This window comes from Roseomonas acroporae, assembly GCF_023223525.1.
GTDB classification, from domain to species: Bacteria; Pseudomonadota; Alphaproteobacteria; order Acetobacterales; family Acetobacteraceae; genus Roseomonas_E; species Roseomonas_E acroporae.
In genome coordinates, this window is the sequence record NZ_JALPRX010000002.1 from 47,445 (window position 1) to 72,838 (window position 25,394).

Here is a 25,394-nt window from a genome sequence, read left to right on the forward strand (position 1 = left end):
GGAGGCGTGAAGCCGCTCCGAGCACAACGGGCCAGAGCATTTTCAAGCTGAGCGTCCTCGCTCAGCGGCTCGGAAAATGCGAAAAATCAAAAGGCTAGAGCCGTTCCGGCCTGATACAGTCAGGCTGGATCGGCTCTAAAGCGAACCGCAGTCCCAACCGGACTGCGGTCCGCCGTAGGCACCCGGTTCCCGTCGCCGGCGGGCGGTGCGCGGCGCGGCTTTCCCGGGCGCCCGGATCTGCCGCCCGGCACGGGGCCCGGCCCGTGCCGGGCGGGATCAGTCGGCGCCGGGTTCGGTCCTCGCGGTGATCCGGTCCAGCGGCAGGTCCATCCGGCACTCCAGCCCCGCCGGCACGAAGTCCAGCACCACGCTGCCGCCGAACTCCTGCGCCAGCCCGCGCTCCAGCAGGCGCGAGCCGAAGCCGCGGCGTGCCGGCGGCTGCACCGGCGGCCCGCCGCGCTCCCGCCACAGGATGTGCAGGCGCGGCTCGCCCGCCGGCGGCGGCGCCGGCGCGTCGTGCGTCCAGCGCACCTCCACCAGCCCGGTCGGGCAGGACAGGGCGCCGTACTTGGCGGCATTGGTCGCCAGCTCGTGGAAGGCGAGGTTGATGGTCACCACCGCGCTGGGCGTCAGCCGCACCGGCGCGCCCGCGATGCGCAGCCGGTCGGCGCCGTAGGCGGCCAGGGTGCGCTCCGTCACCTCGCGCAGGCTCGCCCCCTCCCAGGTCGCCTGGTGCAGCAGGTCGTGCGCCCGGGCCAGGGCGCGCAGCCGCGAGTCGAGCCGCTCGCGCATCTCGGCCGGCGTGTCCACCGAGCGCCAGGTCTGCAACGCCACGGACTGCACCGTGGCGAGCGTGTTCTTGACCCGGTGGCCGAGCTCGCCGAGCAGCAGCGCCGCCCGTTCCTCGGCGCGCTTGCGGTCGGTGATGTCGGCGATCACGCCGATCAGGTGCGTCACGTGCCCGTCGGGCGCGCGCAGCGCGTTGGCGAAGCCCTCGATCCAGCGGACCTCGCCGTCGCCGGCGCGGCGGATGCGGCATTCCATGTGCAGGCGGCCCGAGCCGGACTGGATCGCCTCGCGGAAGCCGAGATGCACGCGGCGCCGGTCCTCCGCCAGCACGTGCCGCAGCAGGCTGCGGTAGCCCCAGCGCGGCAGCGGCTCCTCGTAGCCGAAGATCCGGTCGTGCAGCGGCGAGCGTTCGGCCTGGTCGTGCTCCAGGTCCAGCTCCCAGACGCCGAGCCGCCCGGCCTCCAGGGCCGCCTGCAGCCGGGCCTCGCTGCGCTGCAGCGCGGCGTTGGCGATGGCGAGCTCGGCGGTGCGCTCGGCGATGCGGCGGTCGAGGTCGCGGTTGGCCAGTTGCAGGGCCGCGTTGGCCTCCTCCAGCGCCTCGCTGGTGGCGTCGAGCTGCCGGGAGGTGCGGTGCAGCGCCTGCTCCACCGAATCCGCCGCCCGGGCCTGGCTGGCCAGGGTGCCGACGGTCTCGGCCAGGCTGCGCACCGCCGCCTGGCTCGCCGCGCTGCGGCGGGCCATCTCGTCGCGCAGCTCGGCGAGCTCGGCCTGGGCGCTGCGCAGCGCCGCTTCCAGCCTGTCGGGATCGGGGGGCGGCGTGCCCGGACTGTCCTTCGGCGCTTCAGCCATCGGCACCACCCGGCGCCGTCGCGGTTTCAAAGCTGGTTATCGCATTCATGAATGAGGCGCGGCTACGCTTTCCCCGCTGATCGCCATCCCGTCCGGCCGCCATCCCGCCGGCCTGCCCCGGCCATCGGCGCGGACGGCCCGGAACCGCGGCCCCCGGCGCCGGCATGGCGTCGCGAGCGTGAACCGGACCAGGAATGATTCCGCCTCATAACGCAGGATTGTGGAAATTCCGACTGGGTTGTCCACCTTTCCCGGAAATGGGACACCGCGCACCCGTCATCGGCACCCGGCCCCTCGTCACGCCTCCCGCCATCCCCGCCGGTGCACCGACCACGGACTCGGACCCCGCATGGCCAGAACAGCCCTCGGACCCTCCCGCGGCACCGCGCCGTCGGCCGGCCCCGCCCCCTCGGCGGACGAGCGTCGGGGTGGCGCCGGCCCACGGTCCTGGCGCCGCCGGGCCGCCGCGGCGCTGGCGGGCGTGACCCTGCTGCGCCTGCTGGTCGCCGCCACCGGCCCGCTGGCGCCCGACGAGACGTACTACTGGGTCTGGTCGCACCACCTGCAGACCGGCTACCTCGACCATCCGCCCATGGTCGCGTTCTGGATCCGCGCCGGGACGCTGCTCGCCGGCGAGACGCCGCTCGGGGTGCGGCTGCTCGGCCCGCTCTCGGCGGCGCTCGGCTCGGTGCTGCTGGCACGCGCGGCGGACGCGCTGTTCCCGACCGCGCCCCCCGGCTCCCGGGGGCCCCTCTCCCCCCCGGGGCCCTGGTCGCCCGGCCTCTCGCCCGGCCTCTCGCCCGGCCTCTGGGCGGCGCTGCTGCTGAACGCCACGCTGGTGCTCGGCGTCGGCTCGGTGGTGATGGCGCCCGACACGCCGCTGCTGTTCTTCTGCACCGCCGCGCTCTGGGCGATGGCGCGGCTGCGCCGCTCCGGCGACGGGCGCTGGTGGCTGGCGGTCGGCGCCTTCGCCGGCGGCGCCCTGCTGAGCAAGTACACGGCGGTGCTGCTCGGCCTCGGCATCGCCCTCTGGCTGGTGCTGACCGCCGAGGGGCGGGCCTGGCTGCGCCGCTGGCAGCCTTGGGCCGGGGGAGCCGTCGCCGTGCTGCTCTTCGCCCCGGTGGTGGCGTGGAACGCGGCCAATGGCTGGGCGAGCTTCCTGCGCCAGGGGGGGCGGGCCGGCGCCACGGAGCCGGGCCGGGCACTGCGCTACCTCGGCGAGCTGGTGGGCGGGCAGGCCGGGCTCGCCACGCCGATCGTGTTCGTGCTGTGCGTCGTCGGCGTGGCGCTGGCGGCCGCCGCCTGGGTGCGGCGGCGAGACGCGTCGGCGGCGCTGCTGGCCTGCCTGACCGTGCCGGGGGCGCTGCTGTTCCTCTGGCAGGCGACGGGCAGCCGGGTGCAGGGGAACTGGCCGGCCATGCTCTACCCGGCCGCGGCCATCGCCGCCGCCGCCCTGCCCGGGCCGCGCTGGCAGCGGCTGCGCCCGGCGGCGGTGTGGGTCGGGGCGGTGCTGACGGCGCTGGTCTACGTGCAGGCGGCGCTGGCGCCGGTGGCGCTGCCGCGCCGGCTGGACCCGACCCTCGCGCGGCTCGGCGGCTGGGAGGCGTTCACCGCTTCCGTGGAGGCGGCGCGCCGGTCGGCGGGGGCGGATTTCGTGGCCGCCGAGGAGTACGGCCTGGCCTCGGCGCTGGCCTTCCGCCTGCCGCCCGGCGTGCGCGTGCTGGCGATCGACCCGCGCTGGCGCTCCTTCGGCCTGCCGGCGCCGCCGCCCGGCCTGCGCGGCCTGCTGGTGCGCAGCGAGCGGCGCGGCGAGGTGCCGCCACTCTGGCCCGAGCCGCGCCCGGCGGGAGAGCTGGTGCGGTCGCGGCACGGCGTCGAGGCGGAGCGCTACCGGCTCTACGAGGTGGTGACGCGGCCGGATGCGCCGGTGACGGTGGTGCTGCCGCGCCCGGGCGACTGACAAGCCCGGGCGACCCGGAAATCCGCGCCGCGCGTCGCACTTCAGCGTCCGGAATCACGCCCCCGGCTGCCGCTGGCCTCCGGCTCCCGGTCCCGGCCCCGGGGCGGCACGCGCTTGATCCCGGACCGTGCCACCCGATCTGATGCCGCAGGGAGCAAGGAGACCCCCGTCATGCTGATCCGTCGCCCCCGTGGCTGGGAGATCCCCGAGCGCCTCGTGACTCCCGAGGCCGTCGCCCTCGGCCGTGGCGTGGCGCGCGGCGCCGCCGCGCCCGTGGAGCGCCGGGCGGTGCTGGCCGGCGGCCTCGCGGCGGGCTTCGCGCTGGCCGGCGCCGCCCGCGCCGAGGACGCGCCGCCGGCCGCGCCCGCCCGCAACCCGCGCTACGAGCCCGGCCGCGCCGTCACCGGCGAGCGGGAGGCGACCACCTACAACAACTTCTACGAGTTCAACACCAGCAAGGACGTGGTGCGTCAGGCCCAGCGCATGCCGCTGCGCCCCTGGACCGTGCGCTTCGACGGCATGGTCGAGCGCCCGCGCGAGATGGGCATCGAGGACATATTGCGCGCCGTCCCGCAGGAGGAGCGCGTCTACCGCCACCGCTGCGTCGAGGCCTGGGCGATGACCGTGCCCTGGTCCGGCTTCGCGCTCTCGGAACTGGTGAAGCTGGCCGCGCCGACCGCCGGCGCGCGCTACGTGGTGTTCGAGACGGCGCAGCTTCCCGCCGTGATGCCGGGGCTGCGGGCGCCCTTCTATTCCTGGCCCTATGTCGAGGGGCTGACCCTGGCGGAGGCGAACAACGAGCTGGCCTTCGTCGCGACCGGCCTCTACGGCAGGCCGCTGCTGGCGCAGAACGGCGCGTCGATCCGGCTGGTGACGCCGTGGAAGTACGGCTTCAAGTCGATCAAGTCGATCGTGCGGGTGACGCTGACCGACCGGCGCCCGACCAGCTTCTGGGAAGGCATCCAGCCGCAGGAATACGGCTTCTGGGCCAACGTGAACCCGGCCGTGCCGCATCCGCGCTGGAGCCAGGCGAGCGAGCGGCTGCTCGGTACCAGCGAGCGCGTGCCGACGCAGCTCTACAACGGCTACGGCGAATTCGTGGCCGGCCTCTACACGGGCCTGCAGAACGAGCGGCTGTTCGTCTGAGGCGCCGCCATGCCGGCGCGCCTGCTGGGCGTGTTCCTCGTGGTGGTGGCGGCCGTCATCGCCTGGCGCGGCGGCGGCGGGCTGCGGCTCGGGCGCTTCCTCTCGGCGACGGCGCCGACGGGGCTGGCGGAGACGCAGGACTGGGTGACGCGCCACCTCGGCGCCACCGCCTGGGACGGCGTGTTCGTGCCGCTGCTCGGCACGCCGGCCTGGCTGGCGCCGCTGGTGCTCGGCCTGCTGTTCCTGCTGCTGGCCGCGCGGCGGTAGCCTTCGGGACGGCCCCACGCCGTCGGAGCGCCCACCGGGACGCCGAGCGCGCCACCACGGCCGCGCGGCGCGGGGGCGCCCACCCGTCCCCGGTGGCGCCTTCCCGCCGCCGGGCATCGCGCGGGCCGTGACGCCCCATCGGGCAGGGCTGCCTCTCCCTGCTTTCCTTCCAACCTCGGCGACGGCGTTCGAGTCCGGACCCGGAAGGTGACGGCCAATGCCGCTGTTCGAGACCATCATCGGCCTGCTGCTCGCCGCCGCGCTGCTCTCCGTCCTGGCGGAGCGGCTGGCCGTGCCGGCGCCGGCGCTGCTGGCCCTGGGCGGGCTGGCGGCCGCCTTCATCCCCGGCGTGCCGCAGGTCGCGATCGACCCGGAGCTGGCGCTGGCCCTGTTCGTCGCGCCGGTCCTGCTGGACGCGGCCTTCGACGCCTCGCCCCGCGACCTGCGGGAGAACCTCCTGCCCGTGGCCACCCTGGCCGTCGTCGCGGTGGGGATCACCATCGCCGCCGTGGCGCTGGTGGCGCGCTGGTGCCTGCCCGGCATGCCGCTGGCGGTGGCGGTGGCGCTGGGCGCCGTCGTCGCCCCGCCGGACGCCGCCGCCGCCACCGCCGTGCTGCGCCCCCTGCGCCCGCCGCACCGGCTCATGGTGATCCTGGAGGGCGAGAGCCTGTTCAACGACGCCAGCGCCCTGCTGGTGTACCGCCTGGCGCTGGCCGCCGCGGCCACCGGCGGCTTCGCCCTGATGCAGGCGGTGCCGCTGCTGCTGGTGACGGCGCTGGGCGGCGCCCTGCTCGGTTGGGCGGCGGCGCGGCTCTCCATCGCCTTCTCCCGCCGCCTGTTCCGCGACATGGCGACCAGCGTGCTGATCCAGTTCCTGAGCACCTTCGGGGTTTGGCTGCTGGCGGAGGCGCTGCACCTCTCGGCCATCATCACGGTCGTCGCCTACGGCATGACGCTGGCCCGCCACACGCCGCGCCGCAGCGGCGCGCGGCACCGCATCGCCTCCTACGCGGTGTGGGAGGTGGCGGTGTTCGTGCTGAACGCCGTGGCCTTCCTGCTGATCGGGCTGGAGATGCGCGTCATCCTCGGCCGGCTGGACGGCGACTGGGCGCCGGTGGCGTGGCTGGCGGCGGGCACCTGCCTCGCGGTGGTGGTGGCGCGCCTGGCCTGGGTGATGGCCTACAACACCGTGGTCCGCTGGGCGATCCGGCGCTTCGGGGCGCGGGCGCCCCAGGGTCGACCGCTGGGGCGGTCGCAGGGGCGGTCGCTGGGGCGGCCGCAACTCAGGCCCACGGTGGGCGGCGGGCTGCTGGTCGCCTGGTCGGGGATGCGCGGCATCGTCACCCTGGCCGCGGCGCTGGCCCTGCCGGAGAACCTGCCCTTCCGGGACGAGGTGGTGTTCGCCGCCGTCTGCGTGGTGCTGTTCACGCTGGTGCTCCAGGGCGTCACGCTCGGGCCGCTGCTGAACCGCCTCGGCCTCGCCGAGGACACGACCGTGGCGGAGGAGGTGCGGCTGGCGCGGCTGCGGACCGCCAAGGCCGCGATGCGCTGCCTGGAGGACGCGCCCGCCTCGCCCTCCCGGGACGCGCTGCTGCGGGACATGAAGGCCCGGGCGAAGCTGGACGAGGCGCGGATCGGGGCGCCGGCGCCGGACAGCACGGCGGCGCTGCAGGCCCAGGCCGTGGAGGCGGCGCGCGACGCGCTGGAGGATCTGCGGCGCGACGGCACCATCGGCGACGACGCCTTCCACGTGCTGGAGGAGGAGCTGGACCTGATGGAGCTGGCGGCCGACCCGCGCGTGCGGCCGGTGTAGGGCTGCCCGCAGGCAGCCCGTCGCCGACGCTCCGCGACCACGGCGCCGCGGCGAGGCCGGCCGGGCGGTGTCCCGGCCGCCGCGGTCACACCCGGCAGCGCGCCAGCGCGATCACCCGCTCCGCCTCCGGCGTCAGCCGGTAGCCCGGCAGGTCCGCCGGGGCGACGAAGGCGGCTTCCGTCACGTCGCAGGCGGCGCGCGGCTCGCCCGCCACCCAGCGGGCGCAGAAATCGACGATGGTGTAGTGGAAGCGCACCGCGCCGGCCTCGTCCGGCACGATGGAATCCACCACGGCGGCGAGTTCCAGCGGCCCGACCGTGACGCCTGTCTCCTCCAGCAATTCGCGCCGCGCCGCCGCCTCGGCCGTCTCGCCGACATGCTGGGCGCCGCCGGGCAGCGACCACTCGCCCATGCGCGGCGGCTTGCCGCGGCGGACCAGCAGCACCTCCTCGCCGCGCAGCACGATGACGCCGATGCCGATCCAGGGCCGGTCCGGGTATTCGCGGCTGGTCATGGGCGGGCGGGGGCTGCCGGCTGGGCCGGGGCCGGGGCCGGGGCCGGGGTCCGGGGCGCGGTCTGGGTCGGGGCTGGCGGCGTGTCGGGCGGCCGGGCCGGCGCGCCGGGCTGCGCCGGGGCGGCGCCATCCGCCGCGGCAGGCGCCGCCGGCGGCTCGGTCGGGCGCCTGAGGTCGTCCAGGGTCGGCACGAAGGCCTTCTCCTTCCACTGGCCGAGCTGGTAGGCCCAGCCACGCCAGCGCGCGTTCAGCCGCGCCGCCTCGGCATCGCCCTCGGCGGCGAGCGCCACCCAGAGCCGCTCGTCCTGCCGCCAGGCGCGGGCGGTGACGGCGAGGTTGTCGGTGTATTCCAGCCGGCTTTCCCCCAGCGCCTCGCCCAGCCGGCCGCCTTCCGCCTCCGCCACCGGCCGCACCTCTACGAAGCTGAGGAATTCCAGCGCCCGCGCCACCTCGTCCAGCGCCGTCTCGTCCTGCGGCGGGGCGTCGGCCGGGGTGGTGACGGCAAGCTTCGAGTCCGGCTCGCCGCTGCGGGTGATCACCAGTTCGGGCTGTCCCTGCCGGCGGATCACGGCACGGCGCAGCCGGTCGCGCGCGATGCCGGCGATGTCGCGATCCAGCCAGGATTGCGGGTCGGGGTCGAGCGCGAGGCGCCCCTCGGCCACCCAGGCCTGCGTCTCGCCGGGGCGGCGGACATAGAGGGAATCCGGCAGCGACGCCGCCCGCTCGCCGGCCGGGCGCGGCCGGCGGTTGCCGATCACCAGCTCGGCCAGCGGCGCGCCGGCGGCATCCAGCACGCGCAGCAGCGTGGCGGTGCTGCCCGCCTCGGACGGCTCGTCCAGCCCGAGCCGCGCCAGCGCCGCCGGGTCGCTGGTGCGCGGCTCGACGAGGCGAAGCTCGGTCAGCGCGGCGAGCAGCTCGTGCACGCGCTCGGGGCGCACCGGGTAGTTCGCCTTGTCCGGCAGGCCCCAGGCACCGTCCGGCGGGCGCGCGAGGACCAGGGTCGCGGCGTTCGCCTTCGCCTCGATGCGCGCGGCGCGGGCGAGGCGCTCCGCCAGGCCCGGGAAGGCGAGGCGGGGCGCACGGGAGGCGTCGCCCGGTGGCGTGGTGCCCGGCGTCAGCAGCAGGGCGGCGCCGACCGTCGCGACGGCGGCCCCGCCGAGCAGCAGCAGGTGGCGTCGGTTCATCGGCCCGGCCTCCCTCGGGGCTTCGCCCCGGCAGAGAGGGCGGCGCCCTCTCCTTCTCCCCTTGGGCACTCTCCCGCCAAGGGGCGCCGCCCCCTGGATCCCCGCCGGGGGCGAAGCCCCCCGGACCCCCCGGATGATTCAGCCACGGGCGGCGGCACGGCGGCGGGAGCGCCAGACGGCGAGGCCGACGGCGAAGCACGCCACCAGCGCCGGCACCAGCGCCACGTTGAGCAGCCGCAGCGTCGATTCCAGCCGCTCGATGTCCTGGCGCAGGTCGCGCTGCACGCCGCGCAATTCCTGGCGCGTGCGCAGGATCTCGTCGCGCGCGCGGTCGATCTCGGCGCGCTGCTCGGGCGTGATGACCGCCTGGGCGCGCTCGCCCGGCTGGCCCTGGCCCTGCCCCTGGGCCTGCCCCTGGGCTTGCGGCATGCCCTGGCGCAGCTCGCGCAGCCGGCGCTCGGTCTGCTGCAGGCGCTGTGTCAGCGCGCGCTCGGTCTGGCGGTAGCGGGCCTCGGCCTCGCCGCGCATCTCGTCGACCAGCGTGAAGGGACGCGCCGCCTCGCCGCGCGAGCGCAGCGAGATCAGCGCGTCGCCGCCGGCCAGCGTGTCGAGCAGGTTGGCCACCAGCGAGCCGTTGTCGCTGAACGGCGTCGCCACCTGCTGGCCGAAGAAGTCCTGCACGCGGACCCAGAAGCGGTCCTCCAGCACGTCCGTGTCGTTGAACACGACGAGGTTGGCCGGCGTGCCGCTGTCGGCGCGGTGGGCGGGCAGGTCGGCCGGGCGCTGCTGCCCCTCCGGCGGGGCGGGCGGGCCGTCCGGGAAGGCCGAATGCAGCACGCCCCGCACCCGCGCCGCGATCACCCGCCGGTGTCCGTCCGGCCGGAACTCGGCCAGCACGCGCGCCGGGTTGGGGTCGTCGCGCACCTGCGCCACGTCCACGAGCTGCGAGCGGTCGGAGCTGGTCAGCAGCGGCGTGAAGGTAACGCCCGCGACGCCGGCGCGCGGCCGCAGCTCGCCGGCCGAGGCGACCGTGACGCGCGAGAGCTGCGCCGTCGCCACGTCGTCATGGCTCAGGCTGTCGCCCTGCATGTCGAACCAGGCGAGGTAGTCCACGACCTGGAGCCGGTCGTTCGGGTTGGCACGCACGCGCCAGGCGCCGCGCGCGTCCAGCACCACCTTGTCCGAGGGCGCATCGACGCCCCAGGCGTGCAGCAGCCGGTCCAGCGAGGAGGTGGTGGCCGGGTTCGGCGCGCTCGGCGGCGTGCCGGGCGGGGCGCGGCCGACCTGGCTCTCGGCCTGCGGGTCGACCAGCACCATCAGCTTGCCGCCGCGCATCACGAACTGGTCGATCGCGTACTGCGTGGCGTCCGGGAGGTCGCGCGGATGCGCCAGCAGCAGCACCTGCACCTCGTCGTCGATGCGCTGCGCGTCGAGCGGCACGTCCTTGACGGTGAAGAACTGCCTGAGCTGCGTCATGATCACGGCCGGCTGCCCGGCGCCCGGCTGGCGCAGCATCATCGCGCGCGGGTCGCCGTTGAGTTGCAGCGTCGTCATCACGCCGAGCACCGGGCGGGCGGGGTTGGACAGCTCCCAGACGAGGCGCGTCAGGTCGTATTCGAGGAAGCGCTCGCGGTCCGGCTGGAAGAAGGCGACGATGCGCTCGGCATCCAGCAGGTTGGTGCCGGCGAGGCCGAAATAGACCTGCTCGCCGGTCTGGTCGAGCGGCACGCCCTGGAGCCCGTAGCCGACGGCGCGGTCCTCGGCCTCGCTGAAGGGCTCGGGGTCGAACTCCTCCAGCCGCACCTTGCCGCCCGAGGCCGCGACGTATTCGCGCAGCATGTCGCGCACCCGGTCGGCATAGGCGCCGTAGGCGGGGACGGTGGTGCCGAGCCGGCGCGAGTAGAACAGGCGCAGCGTCACCGGGTCGCGCAGCCCGGCGAGGAGCTGCCGCGTGCCGTCCGAGAGGGTGTAGAGGCGCTGCTCGGTCAGGTCGAGCCGGGCGCGCGGCAGCAGCCGGTCGGCCAGCATGTTGACGCCGACCGCCGCGACGGCGGCGAAGGCGATGCCGAGCGCGCCGTAGAGCAGCCGGCTGCCGCGGCGCGGCGCGGGCCGGGGGGCGGGGCCGGGCTGGGAGGAACCGGGCTGGGAGGAGGCGGGCAGGGTGGTCTCGCTCATCGCGGCTCAGTCCGCCTTGCGTGCGTCGACGATGACGGTGTTCACGAACAGCCAGAAGGCGATGAAGCTCGCGAAGTAGACGAGGTCGCGCGCATCCACCACGCCGCGCCCGAAATTGCCCAGCCGGTCGCTGAGCGAGAGGCTGCGCGCGATCTCGGCGAAGGCGGCGACGCGCTGGCTGAGGAAGTCCGTCACCACCGGGCTGCCGGAAGCCGCGAACAGGAAGCAGACGGCGACGGCGAGGACGAAGGCGATCACCTGGTTCTTGGTCGCGGCCGAGAGCGCGGCGCCGACCGCGAGATACGCCCCCGCCACCAGCAGCGAACCGAGATAGCCGCACAGCACCACGCCGTTGTCCGGGTCGCCCAGCACGTTGATGGTGATCCAGAGCGGGAAGGTGAGCGCCAGGGCGATGGCGCAGAAGGCCCAGGCCGCCAGGAACTTGCCGAGCACCGCCTGCCACTGCGCGATCGGCAGGGTCAGCAGCAGCTCGATCGTGCCGAGGCGCCGCTCCTCCGCCCAGAGCCGCATGGTGATGGCAGGCACGAGGAACAGGAACAGCCAGGGGATGAAGCCGAAGAAGGGCTGCAAATCCGCCTGCCCGCGCGCGAAGAAATTGCCCAGGCTGAAGGTCAGCGAGCCCGACAGCACCAGGAAGATCACGATGAACACGTAGGCGACCGGCGTCGCGAAGTAGCCGGCCAGCTCGCGCCGGGCGACGGCGAGGACGGCGCGCATCAGGCGGGCTCCGTGACGGTGCCGGGGGCGGCGCCAGGGTCGGCGGCAACGGCGGCGGGAAGGGTGAGGTCGCGGAACACCGTGTCGAGGTCGGGCCCGCGCGCGGCGAGTTGCGCTGGCGTCTCGTCCGCCACCACCCGGCCGCGGGCGATGATGATGGCGCGGGTGCAGACCGCCTCCACCTCCTCCAGCAGGTGGGTGGAGATGACGATCGCCTTCTCCGGCGCCATGGCGGCGATCAGGGCGCGCACCTCGCGCTTCTGGTTGGGGTCGAGCCCGTCGGTCGGTTCGTCCAGCACCAGCACGGGCGGATCGTGCAGCAGCGCCTGGGCCAGCCCGACGCGGCGCTTGAAGCCCTTCGAGAGCGTCTCGATCGGTTGCAGCCGCACGCCTTCCAGCGTGGTCAGCCGCATGGCATGGGCCACGCGCTCGCGCAGCGCGGCGCCGCCGAAGCCGCGCACCCGGGCGACGAAGCCGAGGAAGCCGGCGACGGTCATCTCCGGATAAGTCGGCGCGCCTTCCGGCAGGAAGCCGAGGTGGCGCTTGGCCGCCACGGGCCGTTCCAGCACGTCCTCGCCGCAGAGCCGGGCGGTGCCGGCGGAGGGCGTCACGAAGCCGGCCAGCATCTTCATGGTGGTGGACTTGCCGGCGCCGTTGGGGCCGAGGAACCCGACCACCTCGCCGCGCGCCACGCTGAAGGAAACGTCGTCCACGGCGGTGAAGGCGCCGAAGCGCTTGGTCAGGCGCTCGATCTCGATCAGGGCCGGCAAATCCTGGTTTCCCCCGTCCGGACGCGCCCCGGGACTGGCATCCGGGGGGCGGGCGGCGGCCGGTTTACCCTGCCCGCGCCCCAATGCAAGCCCGGGTGCGGCGGCGCACCGTTCGAACCGTCCCTCGTCCGGGCGCGTTCCCGGCCGGTGTCCGCGCGGTGGCGCGGGCCGGCACCGCCACCGGCCGGAACGCCGGGCCGGCAGGGAGGTCCGGGCCGGGACAGCCCGCCGGCCCCCCCCCGCCGGCCCCCCCGGCCCAATGGAAAAGGACGAGGAACGATGATCCGCACATGGCAGCCCACCCTCGCGGCGCTGGTCGCCGGCACCGCCCTGGCCGGCGCGCCGATCGGTCCCGCCCTCGGCCAGTCCACGGCGGCGCCGGCCGCCACCGGGACGCCGGCGCAACCCGCGAGCAGCGTCGTCTCGCGCATCCGGGAGCACATGGAGGTGCGCGGCTCCGACGACGGGCATGTGGGCACGGTGGACAAGGTCGAGGGCGACACCATCGTCCTGACCCGCGACGACCCCGCCGCCGGCGGGCGGCACCACCTCATCCCGGTGGGCTGGGTGGCCAGGGTGGACCAGGCGGTGCGGCTGAACATGACGGCGCCGCAGGCGCGGGAACGCTGGCAGCCGGCCCCCGCGCCGGGTGGCGACCGGCCGTCGCGCTGAGGCCTCGCCGCGGGGGCGTGGCGATGGGAGAGGGGCGGGGTGCCGGTTCCGCCGCGCGCGGCCCGCGCCACCGCGCCGGTCCCGGCGGCCTGCGGCGCGGTACGCGGCGGGCGTCGCCGCATGGCACCGCCGGCAGGTGGCGTTCTCGCCTTCGCGCGTGCAGCAAAAGCCGTTAGAGCGTTTTCAGGCTGGGTGTCCTCACCCGGCGACTCGGAAAATGCGGAAAACCGAAAGGCCGGAGCCGTTCCGCCTGCCGAAGCGCCGCGCGAATCCATCCCCCGGGAGAATGCCGCTTGCCGCTGCCGAGCCTCGCCGCATGAGCCTGCTGCAAGCGCAGTCCGCGCTCGGCCTGCTGCTCCTCACCGCCCTGGCCTGGGCACTCGGCGGCTTCCGGCGCGGCCCGGGGCCGCGCGTGCTGGGGCGGATCGTGCTGGTCGGGCTGCTGTCGCAGCTCGTGCTCGCGGCGCTGCTGCTGTACCTGCCGCCGGCGCGCGCCGCCTTCGTGGCGCTCGGCAACGCGGTGGACGCGCTGGCCCGCGCCACCGAGGCCGGCACCAGCCTGGTCTTCGGCTATCTCGGCGGCGGCCCGCTGCCCTTCGCCGAGACGGCGCCGGGCGCCAGCTTCATCCTGTTCTTCCGCGCCCTGCCGCTGGTGCTGGTGATCGGCGCCCTCTCGGCCGTGCTGTACCACTGGCGCGTGCTGCCCTTCGTGGTCGGCATCCTGGGCCGGGGGCTGCGGCGGCTGTTCGGCCTCGGCGGCGCCTGCGGCTTCTCGGTGGCGGCCAACGTCTTCGTCGGCATGGTCGAGGCGCCGCTGCTGATCCGCCCCTGGCTCGCCGGCCTCTCCCGCGCCGAGCTGTTCGTGGTGATGACGGCGGGCCTCGCCACGATCAGCGGCAATACGCTGGTGGTGTACGCGACGCTGATCTCGGGCGTGGTGCCGGACGCGGCGGGCCAGCTCCTGACCCAGAGCCTGATCGCGGCCCCCGCCGCCGTGCTGGTGGCGCTGCTGATGATCCCGCCCGAGCCGGCGCCGGCCGCGGCGGCGGACGCCCCGCCCGAGGACCTCTCGGCGCCGCCGCTCTACGACAGCACGATGGAGGCCATCGTCCGCGGCACCAATGACGGGCTGCAATTGCTGCTCGGCATCATGGCCTCGCTGATCGTGTTCGTGGCACTGGTGGCGCTCGGCAACGCGATGCTCCAGCCGCTCACCGGGCTGACCCTGCAGCAGGTGATGGGCTGGCTGTTCCGACCCCTCGCCTGGGCGATGGGCGTGCCGGGCGGCGAGGCCGGCACGGTCGCGCAATTCCTCGGCGTGAAGGTCGTCATCAACGAGTTCGTCGCCTATCTCGACCTCGCCCGCACCGGGGCGGAAAGCCTCTCGCCGCGCTCGCGCTTGATCCTCACCTACGCGCTGTGCGGCTTCACCAATTTCGGCTCGGTCGGAATCATGGTGGCGGGCATGACCGGGATGTGCCCGGAGCGCCGGACCGACATCGTGCGACTCGGCCTGCCCGCGCTGGTTTCCGGCTCGATCGCCTGCTGCATGACCGGCGCCGTGGCCGGGATACTCACGCCGCCGTGATGCGGCCCTCTCGCCGCGTATCGGGCGGACGGGCTAAGAACGGCTTGCAATTCGTCCCCACAACGACCGGGAACCGCACCGTGAAGACACTCAGCCTCGCCGACGAGTGGGCGCCGCGCATCCTCAGCCTGCTGCGCATCGTCGCCGCCCTGCTGTTCATCGAGCACGGCACGCAGAAGCTGTTCGGCTTCCCGGCCCGGGCCTTCCCGGCGCCGGAGATGTTCTCGCTGCTCTGGTTCGCGGCGATCCTGGAGATCGTCGGCGGCGTGCTGATCCTGATCGGCCTGTACACGCGGCCGGTCGCCTTCATCCTGTCCGGCCAGATGGCCGTCGCCTACTGGACCGCCCACGGCCCGCGCAGCTTCTTCCCCGCCCTCAACGGCGGCGACGCGGCGATCCTGTTCTGCTTCCTGTTCCTCTACATGGCGGTCGTCGGCGGCGGCTCCTGGAGCCTGGACAGCAAGCGGGCACGCGACCGGCGCCTCTGACGCGGGCCACTTGGCGCCGGCCCCGTCCCGCCGCGCATGGCGGGCGGAGCCGGCCCTCACCCGCCGCCGGCGGGCCGGCGGGGCACCACCATGGTCGCGGCGAAGACCTGCACCGCCTCGCCATGCTGGTTGAGGGTGGTGTTGCGCACCTTCGCCAGCCCCTGCTGCGGGCGGGAGCGGGAAGGTCGGACCTCCAGGATCTCGATCTCGACGCGCAGCGTGTCGCCCGGCCGGGTCGGGCGCGGCCAGCTCAGTTCGCCGCCCGCGCCGATCAGCCCGCCCGCGACGCGGAAGCCGGAATCGACCATCAGCCGCATGCTCAGCGCCGCCGTGTGCCAGCCGCTGGCGGCGAGGCCGCCGAACAGCGAGGCCGCCCCCGCCGCCTCGTCCAGGTGGAAGGGCTGCGGGTCGAACTGCGCGGCGAAGGCCTTGATCGCCGCCGCGTCCACGGTGAGGCTGCCGGTGCGGTACACCTGCCCGGCGGCCAGGTCCTCCAGGTACAGCCTCGCCCGTTCCCCGTTCCCGTCGCTCATTCCGCAGCCCTCCCGGCCGGCATGGCGGCCGGCGCCAGCATGCGCGCCGGCCGGTCGCGGAACCAGACGCCGGCGGCGACCGCAGCGGCGTTCACCGTCCCCACCGCCACCAGCCCCAGGCCGAGCGCCAGGAACACCCCGTCGATGCCGAAGCCGAGGCGCATGGCCAGCAGCCCGCCGCCGGCGGCGACCAGCAGGCGCAGCAGCCCGCCCGCCAGCGGCCAGGCCAGCCGCCCCGCTCCCTGCGAGGCGAAGTAGAGCGCCATGCCGAGGCCGAAGAACCCGTAGAACGGCCCGACCAGGCGCAGGTAGCGGCTGCCATAGGCGAGCATGTCCGGCGCGTCGCCGAACAGGCCCAGCCATGCCTGCGGCCAGAGCGCGGCGGCGAGGCCGATCGCGCCCGTGGCGACCGTGACCACGGCGGCGCCGGTCCAGGCCGCCCGCAGCGCCCGCTGCCGCCGCCCGGCGCCGACCGCCGTGCCGACCATCGCCGCGATCGGCGCGCCGAGCCCGAAGGCCAGCGGCACCATCAGGTATTCCAGCCGCGCCCCGGTGCCGTAGCCGGCGACCGCCGCCGGCCCGTGCGCCGCCACCTGCGCGGTCGCGACCATCATGGTGATGTTGGTGGTGAGCGTGACCAGCGTGGCGACGGCGCCGACGCGCAGGATCTCGCGCATCGGCGCCCAGCGCAGGCGTGGCGGCCGGGCGGCGGGGCGCAGCACGCCGCGGCCGGACCACAGATAGGCCGCGAACACCGCGGAGCCCGCCGCGTAGTAGAGCAGCACCGCCCAGGCGCCGCCGGCGATGCCGAGCGCCGGCAGCCCGGCCCAGCCGAAGATCAGCATGGGCGAGAGCGGGATCAGCACCACGGCGCCGACCGCGGTCACCGCCGCCGGCAGCGCCATGTTGCCGGTGCCGCGGATCACGGCGGCCAGGGCGTTGAAGGTCCAGGCCAGCACCGCGCCGGCGAAGATCAGGTGCGAGTAGGTGAGGGCGGCCGCCAGCGCCGCGCCCTCGCCGCCCATGGCCGTGTAGAGCGCGCGGCCGAAGGGCAGCAGCAGCGCCGTGGTCAGCAGGCCGAGCCCGACGGCGAGCGCCAGGGCGTGCCAGACCAGCCCGTTCGCCTCCTCTCGCCGCCCGGCGCCGAGGGTGCGGGAGACGGCCGAGAGCATGCCGCCCCCCATGGCGCCCGCCGACATCATCTGCACCTGCATCAGCACCGGGAAGACCAGCGACATGCCGGCCAGCGCGTCGGTGCCGAGGCGGGCGACGAAGGCCGTCTCGATCAGCCCGATCGAGGCCTGCACCACCATCACCACCACGTTGGGCAGGCCGAGGCGCAGCAGGGTGGGGCCGATCGGCGCCTCCAGCAGCAGTCGCGTGCGGCGGTCCATGGGACGGTCTCCGGGTGTTCCGGGCATGATTAGGCGCATATGCACCTATCGGCAAGGGCGCATATGCGCCTATCCTGCTCCCACCATGCCAGCGACCGATCCCGCCGCCACCGCCCATCGCGCCCTGCTCTGCAACTGCTTCGCCGTGCGCAAGGCGGCGCGCCGGGTGACTCAGCTCTACGACCAGCACATGGCGCCGCTCGGCCTGCGCGCGGCGCAGTTCTCGGTGCTGTCGCATCTGCGCCGGCTCGGGCCGCTGGCGATCGGCGAGCTGGCGGCGGAAATGGCGATGGACCGCACCACCATGGGCCGCGCCCTGCGGCCGCTGGAGCGGGAGGGGCTGGTCGCCATCGGCCCCGGCCGCGACGGCCGCACCCGCGCCCTGTCGCTGACCGATGCCGGCCTGGCGAAGCTGCGCGAGGCGGTGGCCGCCTGGAAGGCGGCGCAGCGGCAGTTCGAGGCGGCCTACGGCGCGGACGAGGCGGCGGCGCTGCGGGCGGCGCTGGGCCGGGTCGTCGCCGCCCTGCCGGTGGCGGGCACCGGGGAGGAGGCGGGGGCCGGCATCGACAAGGATCGGACGGTCGCCGGTGCCGCGACGAATCCGGTGGCGGCCGGCGCCGGGCGGGAGCCGGTGGCCGGGGCATAGGGCGGGGCCGGCCGGCGGCGGCATTCGGCAGAATTCATCAAACCGCAGCATCTATGGTGGAACTGACCGGCTGGGCACATCATATTGTGTGTCCAAGTTCGGAGTCTCCGCATGGACGGCAGCATCGGCCTCCTTCCGCCGATCCCCGCGACCACGCCGCGTTTCGGCGACGGGCAGGCCGCACCCACCGGCCGCACGCTCCCCGGCGCCTCCTTCGGCGAGGTGCCGCTGCCGGCGCGCGCGCTCGATCCGGGCATGGGCGTCGCGGTGGCGCGCCGCACCGTGTTCCGGCCCGAGGATGCGGAGGATTTCGGCCGCGTCGCCGACCGCGTGGCGGCGGGCAACATGGCGCTGCTCGACCTCATGCCGGGTGGCGGGGCCGGCCGGCCCGAAGCGGCTTCGCCGGAACCGGCCGCCGAACAGGCGCGGTTGCGTTCCGCCGAACAGGCGCGGCTCCGGAACGCCATCGCGACCGGCGCGCTGCTGACCTCCGGCCGCCACCTGCAGCACGGCGATGCCGGCCAGCCCGGGCGGAACCTGGAGCTGTTCACCAACTGCGCCACCGCCATCGCCTCCTTCACCAGCTTCTACCTGCTGCTGAACGGCGCCGGCGTCGGCCGCTCCTACGACGACGCGCTGATGGCGGTGGACTGGGCCGAGGCGCCCGACCTGCTGCTGCGCCTTCCGCCGGAGCACCCCGACTACCCGCGCGACGAGGCCGGGCTGCGCCGCTTCGCCGCCGAGCTGGGGCTGGAGCCGGATGCCGCGCGCCGGCTGCGCGACGAGGGCCTGCTGCACGACCCCGCCGCCGCCCCGGCCGACGCTGTGCGCATCCGCATCGACGACAGCCGCGAGGGCTGGGCCAAGGCGATGGAGGTGCTGGAGGCGATGGCCTACCGGCGCGAGCGCCACCGCACCCTGCTGCTCGACCTTTCCGACATCCGCCCGGCCGGCGCGCCGATCCGCGGCATGCAGGGCCGCCCGGCCTCCGGCCCGGTGGCGCTGCTGCGCGCCTTCCTCGACATCCGCGAGGGCGTGATCGCCCCGGCGCGCGCCGGCACCATGGCGCGCTGGGAGCAGGCACTGCGACTCGACCACTACCTCTCCATGGCGGTGCAGGTGGGCGGGGCGCGCCGCGCCGCGCGCATCGCCTGCAAGTCCTGGCGCGATCCCGGCGTGCTCGGCTTCGTCGCCATCAAGGCCGAGGGCGGGCTCTGGACCGCCAACAATTCCGTGCTGGTGGACCGGGAGTTCTGGTCGCTGCTCGAACCCGGCGCTGCCGGCCCGCTGGCCGACCACGCCCGCGCCGTGTTCGCCGAGGCGACGCGCTGCGCCTACGTGAACGGCGAGCCCGGCTTCATCAACGCCGACCTGCTGGAGGACCACCGCACCGGCGGTGCCCGCGCCCGCCCGGCGCACACGGATGGCCGCGACTTCCGCAGCAGCCGCTACCGGGCCGAGGAGGCGGCGCCGCTGCTGGCGGAACTCGCCGCCCGCGCCGCCGCCTCGCGCTTCCCGGTCATCACCAACCCCTGCGGCGAGATCGCGCTGCACGTCGCCGGCGGCTACTGCGTGATCGCCGATTTCGCGCCGGTGCTGGCCTGCCCGGTGCCGCTGGATTCCGTGACGCCCGGCGCCGTGCCGGCCGAGGTCGCGGCGCTGTGGGATGCGCGGGTGCTGGATTCGGTGCGGCTCGGCGTGCGCTTCCTGGTGCGCGCCAACCGGATGGACGCGCTCTACGGCGAGGAGGTGCGCCGCACCAACCGCATCGGCATCGGCCCCACCGGGCTGCACGAATGGGCCTGGCTGCGCTTCGGCCTCGATTTCCACGACCTGCTGGACGAGGCGCGGGCCGCGCCCTTCCGGCAGGCGCTGGAGGCGCTTTCCGAGGCCGCCAAGCGCGAGGCGGCCGGCTACGCCGCCTCGCTGGGCATGGCGGCGCCCGCCACCGTGACCACGGTGAAGCCCTCCGGCACCATCTCGAAGCTGTTCGGGCTGACCGAGGGCGCGCACCTGCCGGCGCGCCGGCAGTATCTCCGCTGGGTGCAGTTCAAGGGCATGCGCGACGAAGCCGGCGAATGGCTGCCGGGCGCCGACCCGCTGCTGGCCGAGTACGAGCGGCGCGGCTATCCGCTGCGCGCCCTGCGCTCCTTCCCCGGCATGACGATCGTGGGCTTCCCGACCGTGCCGCTGATCCAGCGCCTGGGCCTCGGCGAGCGGGTGGTGACGGCGCCGGAGGCCACGCCGGACGAGCAGTACCGCTGGCTGCGGCTGCTGGAGCGGCACTGGATCGGTGCCTGGCGCGGCAACCAGGTGAGCTACACGCTGAAGCTCTACACGGACCGCCACGACCTCGCCGAATTCCGTGACATCGTGCGGCGCGAGCAGCCGCTTGTGCGCTGCTGCGCCGTGCTGCCGACGCGGCCGGACCACGCGCTGGGCTACGAGTACCTGCCCGAGGAGGAGATCCCGGCCGGGCGCTTCGACGCGCTGGTCGCGGCGATCGGGGCGGCGGAGGAGGCGTCGGCCGGGGTGGCGGAGGAGGTGGACCTCGCCACGCTGCAATGCGCGAGCGGGGTCTGTCCGATCTGACCGCTTCCCGGAACGGGGGTTCCAAGGGGGCCTCGCCCCTTGGCGGGGTTCGCCAGAGGGGTCCCGGGGCGGCGTCCCGGTCCTGGAGCGGATCGCCGGCGGGCGGACACGCCCGGCGGCGTGGATCCGCGCCGAGAACAATGAGCTACGGCGAACCGCAGTCCCAACCGGACTGCGGTTCGCCGTAGCGGTGGATCGGTTCCCGACGCGCCGCCTATTCCGGCTGGAAGTTCGCCGCCCGCAGCAGCGTCGTGTTGCGGGCCACGTCCGCCTCGATGAAGCGGGCGAAGTCCTCGGGCGATTCCGCGACCGGCTCGAAGCCCAGCTCGGTCAGCCGCTTCACCACGGCCGGCTCGAACATCGCCTCGCGCAGCCCGGCGTTGATCTTCCGCACGATCTCGCCGGGCAGGCCGCGCGGCCCCCAGACGCCGTACCAGGAGGCGCCGACCAGCCCGGGCATGCCGGCCTCGGCGCCGGTCGGGATCTCCGGCGCGACCGGGCTGCGCTGCTCGGTGGTGATGGAGAGCGCCCGCACCTGGCCGCCACGCGCCAGCGGCAGCGTCGCCAGGATCGGGTCGATCATGAGCTGGATGTTGCCCGCCGCGATGTCGGCCAGGGCCGGCGAGGAGCCGCGATAGGGCGTGATCGGCAGGTTCAGCCCGGCGAGCTGGTTGAAGGCGATGCTCGCCAGGTGCCCGGCCGAGCCGAGGCCGGAGGTGGCGAAGGTCCAGCGTTCCGGGTGCGCCTTCGCGTCCGCGACCACCTCGGTGATGGTGGTCTGCGGCAGGGAGGGGGGCATCACCAGCAGCATCGGCCCCCGCCCGACGCGCGCGACCGGGGTGAAGTCCGTCACCGGGTCGTAGGGCACGCTCTTCATCACCAGCCGCGCCAGCACGTGGATCGAGGCCGAGAAGAGCACCGTGTAGCCGTCGGCCGGCGACTGGATCACCGCCATGCTGCCCACCGTGCCGCTGCCGCCGGCACGGTTCTCCGGCACCACGTTCACGCCGAGCCGCTCGCTCATCTTCTGCGCGGTCAGCCGCGCCATCGCGTCGGTGGCGCCGCCCGGCGTGTAGGGGATCACCATGCGGATCGGGCGGTTCGGCCAGGCGGCCTCCGCCCGTGCCACCTGGGGGAAGCCGCCCAGGGCCGCGGCGCCCGAGCCCGCCAGCAGGAAACGTCGTCGCATCGTCGTCCGACCCTCTCACCGTCTTGCTGCGATGCACAATAGGGCGGGTCGGGGAGGGTCACAAACCGGTCATCGCAGGGGAGCATCCGTTTCGTCGCCGCACCGCGCCGCCGGTGCCGATATTCCTCCGGTCCGGCACCGTGCTCAGCCGGCCGCCTCGCCGCCGCCATCCGGCACGGCCGCCCTGCCGGTGCCGTCCCGCCCGGGCGCCGCGCCGCCGACGCGCTCCTGCCCGGTCGGGCAGAGGTCGAGCACCACGCAGCGGCCGCAGGCGGGGCCGTGGAAGAAGCAGCAGCGCTGGCCGTGCAGCATCATCACCTCGTGGTTGTCGTAGACCTGCTGCGCGTCCCAGCCGGGCGGCAGCATCGCCTCCAGCACGCGGTGGGACGGGCCGACCGGCAGGCCGGCCGGGATCAGCCCCAGGCGCACGGCGACCCGGTGATGGTGGCTGTCCACCGGCAGGGCGCGGCGGCGCAGCACGCTGAAGGAGAGCACGGCGGCGGCGGTCTTGGGGCCGACCCCGGGGAGCGATTGCAGCCACGCATCCGCCTCGGCCGGCGCCATGGCGGCGAGGTGGTCGAGGTCCAGCGCGCCGCGCCGCTCGGTGACGGCGCGCAGCGTGCGTTGCAGCGCCGGGGCCTTGGCCTCCGGCCAGGTGGCGGCGCGGATGGCTTCCTGCACCTCGCCCACCGGCGCGTCGCGCACCGCCTCCCAGCTGGGGAAGCGCTCGCGCAGGGTGCGGAAGGCGCGGGCGCTGTCGGCGTTGCGGGTGCGGTGGGAGAGCAGCGAGGAAACCAGCTCGTCCAGCGGCGCCAGGGCGTGGAAGTAGGCGATCGGGCAGCCATAGGCGCGGCACAGCCGCTCATGCGCGAGCAGCGCCCGGGCGGCGATCTCCGGCGGCGTGGTGGCGGGGGCGGCCGCGCGGCGGCGGGGACCGGCAGGCAGGGAGGGCAGCTCGGTCTGGATCGGCATGGCCGGTCTGCAACGGTCCGCCCCGTCGCCGGTTCGCCGCCGCCACGGGTCGGCGGTGGCCGGCGCCGTGAAAACCTGCTTGGAGCAGGCCGGGCGGGGGGCGATGGCCGCTTCCCGGGCGGGATCGGAGTGACCGGCGGCATGGACCCCGTGGACCTCGCGCTGTGCCTGGCCGTCGACGTCTCGGCCAGCGTGGACTTCGACGAATTCGGCCTGATGGTGGGCGGCTACGCCACCGCCTTCCGCGACGGGTCGGTGGTCGCCGCCGCCACGGCCGGCCCGGCCGGGGCGATCGCGGTCGCCATGCTGTTCTGGTCCGGCGGTGCCGACGACCCGCGCGGCAGGCCGGCCGTGGCGGTCCCGTGGCTGCGGCTCGCCGACGCGGCCGGCGCCGCCGCGCTCGCCGACGCGATCGACGGCGCGCCGCGCCTGCCGCAGCCGGGACCCACGGCGCTGGGCGAGGGCATGGCGGCCGGCCTCGCGCTGCTCGGCGCCTTTCCCGGCCGGGCACGCCGTCTCGTGCTCGACGTGTCGGGCGACGGCCGGCACAACCACGGCCGGCCGCCCGGCCCGGTGCGCGACCTCGCCGTGGCGGCCGGCATCAGGGTCAACGCGCTCGCCGTGCTGAACGAGGAGCCGGACCTGCTCGACCATTACCGCGCCGAGGTGATCGGCGGTCCCGGCGCCTTCGCCATGGACTGCCCGGACTACGTGGCCTTCGCCGAGGCGATCCGGCGCAAGCTGCTGCGCGAGGTCGGCGGGGCGCTGGTGGCTTGACCGGCGGGGGCGGCGGGGTCTGACTACGGCGAACCGCAGTCCGGTTGGGACTGCGGTTCGCCGTAGCTCGTCGTTCTCGGCGCGGATTCACGCCGCCGGGCGTGTCCGCCCGACGGCGATCCGCTCTAGAGCCGTTCCGGCCCGACCGTATCAGGCCGGAACGGCTCCAGCCTTCTGGTCTCTCGCATTTTCCGGATCGCCGGGCGGGTGCGCCCGGATTGGAAATGCTCCACCCCGCCGGGCCGCGTCCCGCGGCCCGTCCGGCTCCTGGGCTCCGTGCGCGGCACGCGATGGCCGCGCCAAGGATGTGTGCATGCTGCTGCTGCTTCCCGGTCCGGTGCAGACCAGACCCGAGACCCGTGCCGCCATGGGCGTGGATATCGGCCCCTGGGACGACGAGTTCCGCGCCGTGGTGGCCGCGCTGCGGGAGCGGCTGCGCGTCCTGGCCGGCGGGCGCGAGGGCGAGCACGTGGCGCTGCCGCTGCAGGGCTCGGGCCATTTCGTGGTGGAGGCGGCGCTGCGCAGCTTCGTGCCGCCGGGCGGCAAGGTGCTGGTGCCGGTGAACGGCACCTACGGGCGCCGCATCGAGCGCCTGGGCCGCGAGGCCGGCCGCGCCGTGGTGACGCTGCCCTGCCCCGACACGGCGCCGGTGCCGCCCGAGGCGGTGGCGGCGGCGCTGGCCGCCGACCCGGCGATCGGCCATGTCGCGGTGGTGCAGAGCGAGACCGGCTCCGGCGTGGTGAACGACGTCGCGGCGATCGGCGCCGTGGCGCGCGGGGCGGGGCGGCGCATGATCCTCGACAGCGTCTCGGCCTTCGGCGCGCTGCCCTTCGACATCGGCGCGCACCCGGAATGCGACGCGCTGGTGTTCACCTCGGGCAAGTGCCTGGAGGGCATGCCGGGGCTGGCCTGCGCGGTGGCGCGCATCGACCGGCTGGGCGAGCCGGGGCAGGCGGGCTCCTGGTGCCTCGACCTCGCCGACGTGTACCGCTACGCGCTCGCCGCCGGCTGGGGCCGCTTCCGCTTCACCCCGCCGGCGCAGGTGGTCTCGGCGCTGTCGGTGGCGGTGGACCTGCACGAGGCCGAGGGCGGCAGCGCGGTGCGCCTCGCCCGCTACGCCAACAATGCGCGGATCTTCCATGCCGGGGTGCGCGAGCTGGGCCTGACCCCCTACCTGCCGGCGGAGCAGCAGGGGCCGGTGATCGTCAACGTGCGCGCGCCCGACGATCCGGCCTGGGACCTGCAACGCTTCGCCACCCTGCTCAAGACGCGCGGCGTGATGATCTGCAACTTCTACACCACCGAGACGCCGGGCTTCCGCGTCGGCTGCATCGGCGCGGTGGCCGAGGAGGCGATGCGCTACGCGCTGGCGGCGATGCGCAGCGTGCTCGACGAGATGGGGCTGCGCCGGCGCGAGGCGGCCTGACAGCCTGTTTGAGAGACCTGCGGGTCGGCCTGGCGGGTCTTTTCCGCGCCGGGCGCGTCAGGGACCTGGCACGATGCCCCGCATCGCGAGGCCTCTCAAATAGGCTCCGAGCCGGTCGCGGCGGGCTTCACGCCACGGCTGATCCGGGCCAGGGTTGCGGGCCCGGCAGGGGCCGGGGCTCCGCCAGGGTCGGGGCCGGGCCGCGGCCCCGTGGGACCAAGGTCGGGGCCGCGCCGCGGCCCCGTGGGAAAGGTGCCCGGCACGCCGCCCAGGGGCGGCGATGCCGCAACGACCGGCGTCGCGGGGCGTGACCCGCGCGACGGAGCCATTCAGGGGGAAACATGCTGATCGTACCCACGCCCGCCGCCATGGCCGAGCATCTCGGCGAGACACTGGGACCGGGCGAGTGGATCACCGTCGACCAGAAGATGATCGACGCCTTCGCCGACGCCACCGGCGATCACCAGTGGATCCACGTGGACGTGGAGCGGGCGAAGCGCGAGATGCTGGGCGGCAGGACCATCGCGCACGGCTATCTCACGCTCTCCCTGCTGCCGCGCCTCAACGCCACGCTGTACCGGATCGAGAAGCGTTCGCGCGGCGTCAATTACGGCTCCAACAAGGTGCGCTTCACCGGGCCGGTGCCTTCGGGCTCACGCGTGCGGCTGCGCCAGAAGGTGCTGGCGGTGGATCCGATCCAGGGCGGGGTGCGGATCACCATGGAATCCACGGTCGAGGTGGAAGGCAGCGACCGCCCCGCGCTGGTCGCGGAGACGCTGAGCCAAGTCTACGACTAGAGCATTTTCAAGCTGGGTGTACTCACCCGGCGACTCGGAAAATGCGAAAAACCAGGAGGTTGGAGCCGTTCCGGCCTGATACGGTCAGGCCGGAACGGCTCTAGAGCGGATCGCC

At 75.0% G+C, this 25,394-nt stretch carries 22 protein-coding genes; 12 read left to right on the forward strand and 10 right to left on the reverse strand.

Annotated features, from left to right (window positions below; translation table 11 throughout):
• Nucleotides 1-276 precede the first annotated feature (276 nt).
• Nucleotides 277-1,638, reverse strand: coding sequence for a sensor histidine kinase (locus tag M0638_RS00740; protein ID WP_248665036.1), 1,362 nt, complete (start codon nt 1,636-1,638; stop codon nt 277-279).
• A gap of 481 nt (nt 1,639-2,119) precedes the next feature.
• Here M0638_RS00740 and M0638_RS00745 point away from each other — a divergent pair, with 481 nt between their 5' ends.
• The 4 genes from M0638_RS00745 (at nt 2,120) to M0638_RS00760 (ending at nt 6,824) form a co-directional block, all read left to right on the forward strand.
• Nucleotides 2,120-3,598, forward strand: a complete 1,479-nt coding sequence (locus M0638_RS00745) for a glycosyltransferase family 39 protein (protein ID WP_248665037.1) — start codon at nt 2,120-2,122, stop codon at nt 3,596-3,598.
• Between the two features lie 171 nt (nt 3,599-3,769).
• Nucleotides 3,770-4,744, forward strand: a complete 975-nt coding sequence (gene msrP, locus M0638_RS00750) for a protein-methionine-sulfoxide reductase catalytic subunit MsrP (protein WP_248665038.1) — start codon at nt 3,770-3,772, stop codon at nt 4,742-4,744.
• Nucleotides 4,745-4,753: 9 nt separating this feature from the next.
• Nucleotides 4,754-5,011 carry a hypothetical protein gene (locus M0638_RS00755; protein ID WP_248665039.1) on the forward strand — a complete coding sequence of 86 codons (258 nt, stop codon included), beginning with the start codon at nt 4,754-4,756 and terminating at the stop codon, nt 5,009-5,011.
• A 217-nt stretch (nt 5,012-5,228) separates the two neighbouring features.
• Nucleotides 5,229-6,824, forward strand: coding sequence for a cation:proton antiporter (locus M0638_RS00760; RefSeq protein ID WP_248665040.1), 1,596 nt, complete (start codon nt 5,229-5,231; stop codon nt 6,822-6,824).
• 85 nt (nt 6,825-6,909) lie between these two features.
• On the opposite strand, the gene M0638_RS00765 is transcribed toward M0638_RS00760, so the two are convergent.
• The 5 genes from M0638_RS00765 to M0638_RS00785 all read right to left on the reverse strand — a co-directional run bounded on the left by M0638_RS00765 (nt 6,910) and on the right by M0638_RS00785 (nt 12,205).
• Complete coding sequence (locus tag M0638_RS00765) at nt 6,910-7,338, reverse strand: NUDIX hydrolase (protein WP_248665041.1); 429 nt, start codon at nt 7,336-7,338, stop codon at nt 6,910-6,912.
• Complete coding sequence (locus tag M0638_RS00770) at nt 7,335-8,522, reverse strand: DUF4340 domain-containing protein (RefSeq protein WP_248665042.1); 1,188 nt, start codon at nt 8,520-8,522, stop codon at nt 7,335-7,337. Before M0638_RS00770 ends, M0638_RS00765 begins: the two co-directional genes overlap by 4 nt.
• A gap of 138 nt (nt 8,523-8,660) precedes the next feature.
• Nucleotides 8,661-10,697: a GldG family protein gene (locus M0638_RS00775; RefSeq protein ID WP_248665043.1), complete on the reverse strand. Its 2,037-nt coding sequence runs from the start codon at nt 10,695-10,697 to the stop codon at nt 8,661-8,663.
• A 6-nt stretch (nt 10,698-10,703) separates the two neighbouring features.
• A complete protein-coding gene (locus M0638_RS00780) occupies nt 10,704-11,435 on the reverse strand; it encodes an ABC transporter permease subunit (RefSeq protein WP_248665044.1) in 732 nt (243 codons plus the stop codon).
• Nucleotides 11,435-12,205: an ABC transporter ATP-binding protein gene (locus M0638_RS00785; RefSeq protein ID WP_248665045.1), complete on the reverse strand. Its 771-nt coding sequence runs from the start codon at nt 12,203-12,205 to the stop codon at nt 11,435-11,437. The genes M0638_RS00780 and M0638_RS00785 overlap by 1 nt, the downstream gene beginning before the upstream one ends.
• 279 nt (nt 12,206-12,484) lie before the next feature.
• Between M0638_RS00785 and M0638_RS00790 the strand changes: the two genes are divergently transcribed.
• From M0638_RS00790 to M0638_RS00800, 3 genes are all read left to right on the forward strand, one after another.
• Nucleotides 12,485-12,877 (forward strand): DUF2171 domain-containing protein, encoded by a 393-nt coding sequence (locus M0638_RS00790; protein ID WP_248665046.1) that lies wholly within the window; start codon nt 12,485-12,487, stop codon nt 12,875-12,877.
• A gap of 316 nt (nt 12,878-13,193) precedes the next feature.
• On the forward strand, nt 13,194-14,465 hold the full coding sequence (locus tag M0638_RS00795; protein WP_248665047.1) for a NupC/NupG family nucleoside CNT transporter: 1,272 nt from the start codon (nt 13,194-13,196) through the stop codon (nt 14,463-14,465).
• An 80-nt stretch (nt 14,466-14,545) separates the two neighbouring features.
• A complete protein-coding gene (locus M0638_RS00800; RefSeq protein ID WP_248665048.1) occupies nt 14,546-14,953 on the forward strand; it encodes a DoxX family protein in 408 nt (135 codons plus the stop codon).
• A 56-nt stretch (nt 14,954-15,009) separates the two neighbouring features.
• On the opposite strand, the gene M0638_RS00805 is transcribed toward M0638_RS00800, so the two are convergent.
• Nucleotides 15,010-15,486 (reverse strand): MaoC family dehydratase, encoded by a 477-nt coding sequence (locus M0638_RS00805; RefSeq protein ID WP_248665049.1) that lies wholly within the window; start codon nt 15,484-15,486, stop codon nt 15,010-15,012.
• Nucleotides 15,483-16,880, reverse strand: coding sequence for an MATE family efflux transporter (locus tag M0638_RS00810; RefSeq protein WP_248665050.1), 1,398 nt, complete (start codon nt 16,878-16,880; stop codon nt 15,483-15,485). The genes M0638_RS00805 and M0638_RS00810 overlap by 4 nt, the downstream gene beginning before the upstream one ends.
• An 85-nt stretch (nt 16,881-16,965) precedes the next feature.
• Here M0638_RS00810 and M0638_RS00815 point away from each other — a divergent pair, with 85 nt between their 5' ends.
• Together M0638_RS00815 and M0638_RS00820 are read left to right on the forward strand one after the other, a co-directional pair.
• Entirely contained in the window at nt 16,966-17,526 is a 561-nt protein-coding gene (locus tag M0638_RS00815; protein ID WP_248665051.1) for a MarR family winged helix-turn-helix transcriptional regulator, read from the forward strand.
• Nucleotides 17,527-17,637: 111 nt separating this feature from the next.
• Nucleotides 17,638-20,118: a recombinase gene (locus M0638_RS00820; RefSeq protein ID WP_248665052.1), complete on the forward strand. Its 2,481-nt coding sequence runs from the start codon at nt 17,638-17,640 to the stop codon at nt 20,116-20,118.
• A 214-nt stretch (nt 20,119-20,332) separates the two neighbouring features.
• On the opposite strand, the gene M0638_RS00825 is transcribed toward M0638_RS00820, so the two are convergent.
• Both M0638_RS00825 and M0638_RS00830 read right to left on the reverse strand, forming a co-directional pair.
• A complete protein-coding gene (locus M0638_RS00825) occupies nt 20,333-21,307 on the reverse strand; it encodes a Bug family tripartite tricarboxylate transporter substrate binding protein (RefSeq protein WP_248665053.1) in 975 nt (324 codons plus the stop codon).
• Between the two features lie 144 nt (nt 21,308-21,451).
• The gene (locus tag M0638_RS00830; protein WP_248665054.1) at nt 21,452-22,279 is read right to left on the reverse strand and encodes an endonuclease III domain-containing protein; all 828 of its coding nucleotides are present in this window, start codon (nt 22,277-22,279) and stop codon (nt 21,452-21,454) included.
• Between the two features lie 141 nt (nt 22,280-22,420).
• On the opposite strand from M0638_RS00830, the gene M0638_RS00835 reads away from it, so the two are divergent.
• The 3 genes from M0638_RS00835 (at nt 22,421) to M0638_RS00845 (ending at nt 25,279) form a co-directional block, all read left to right on the forward strand.
• Complete coding sequence (locus M0638_RS00835) at nt 22,421-23,056, forward strand: DUF1194 domain-containing protein (RefSeq protein WP_248665055.1); 636 nt, start codon at nt 22,421-22,423, stop codon at nt 23,054-23,056.
• A 313-nt stretch (nt 23,057-23,369) separates the two neighbouring features.
• Nucleotides 23,370-24,482, forward strand: coding sequence for a 2-aminoethylphosphonate--pyruvate transaminase (locus M0638_RS00840; RefSeq protein ID WP_248665056.1), 1,113 nt, complete (start codon nt 23,370-23,372; stop codon nt 24,480-24,482).
• A gap of 341 nt (nt 24,483-24,823) precedes the next feature.
• Nucleotides 24,824-25,279: a MaoC family dehydratase gene (locus M0638_RS00845; protein WP_248665057.1), complete on the forward strand. Its 456-nt coding sequence runs from the start codon at nt 24,824-24,826 to the stop codon at nt 25,277-25,279.
• Nucleotides 25,280-25,394 lie beyond the last annotated feature (115 nt).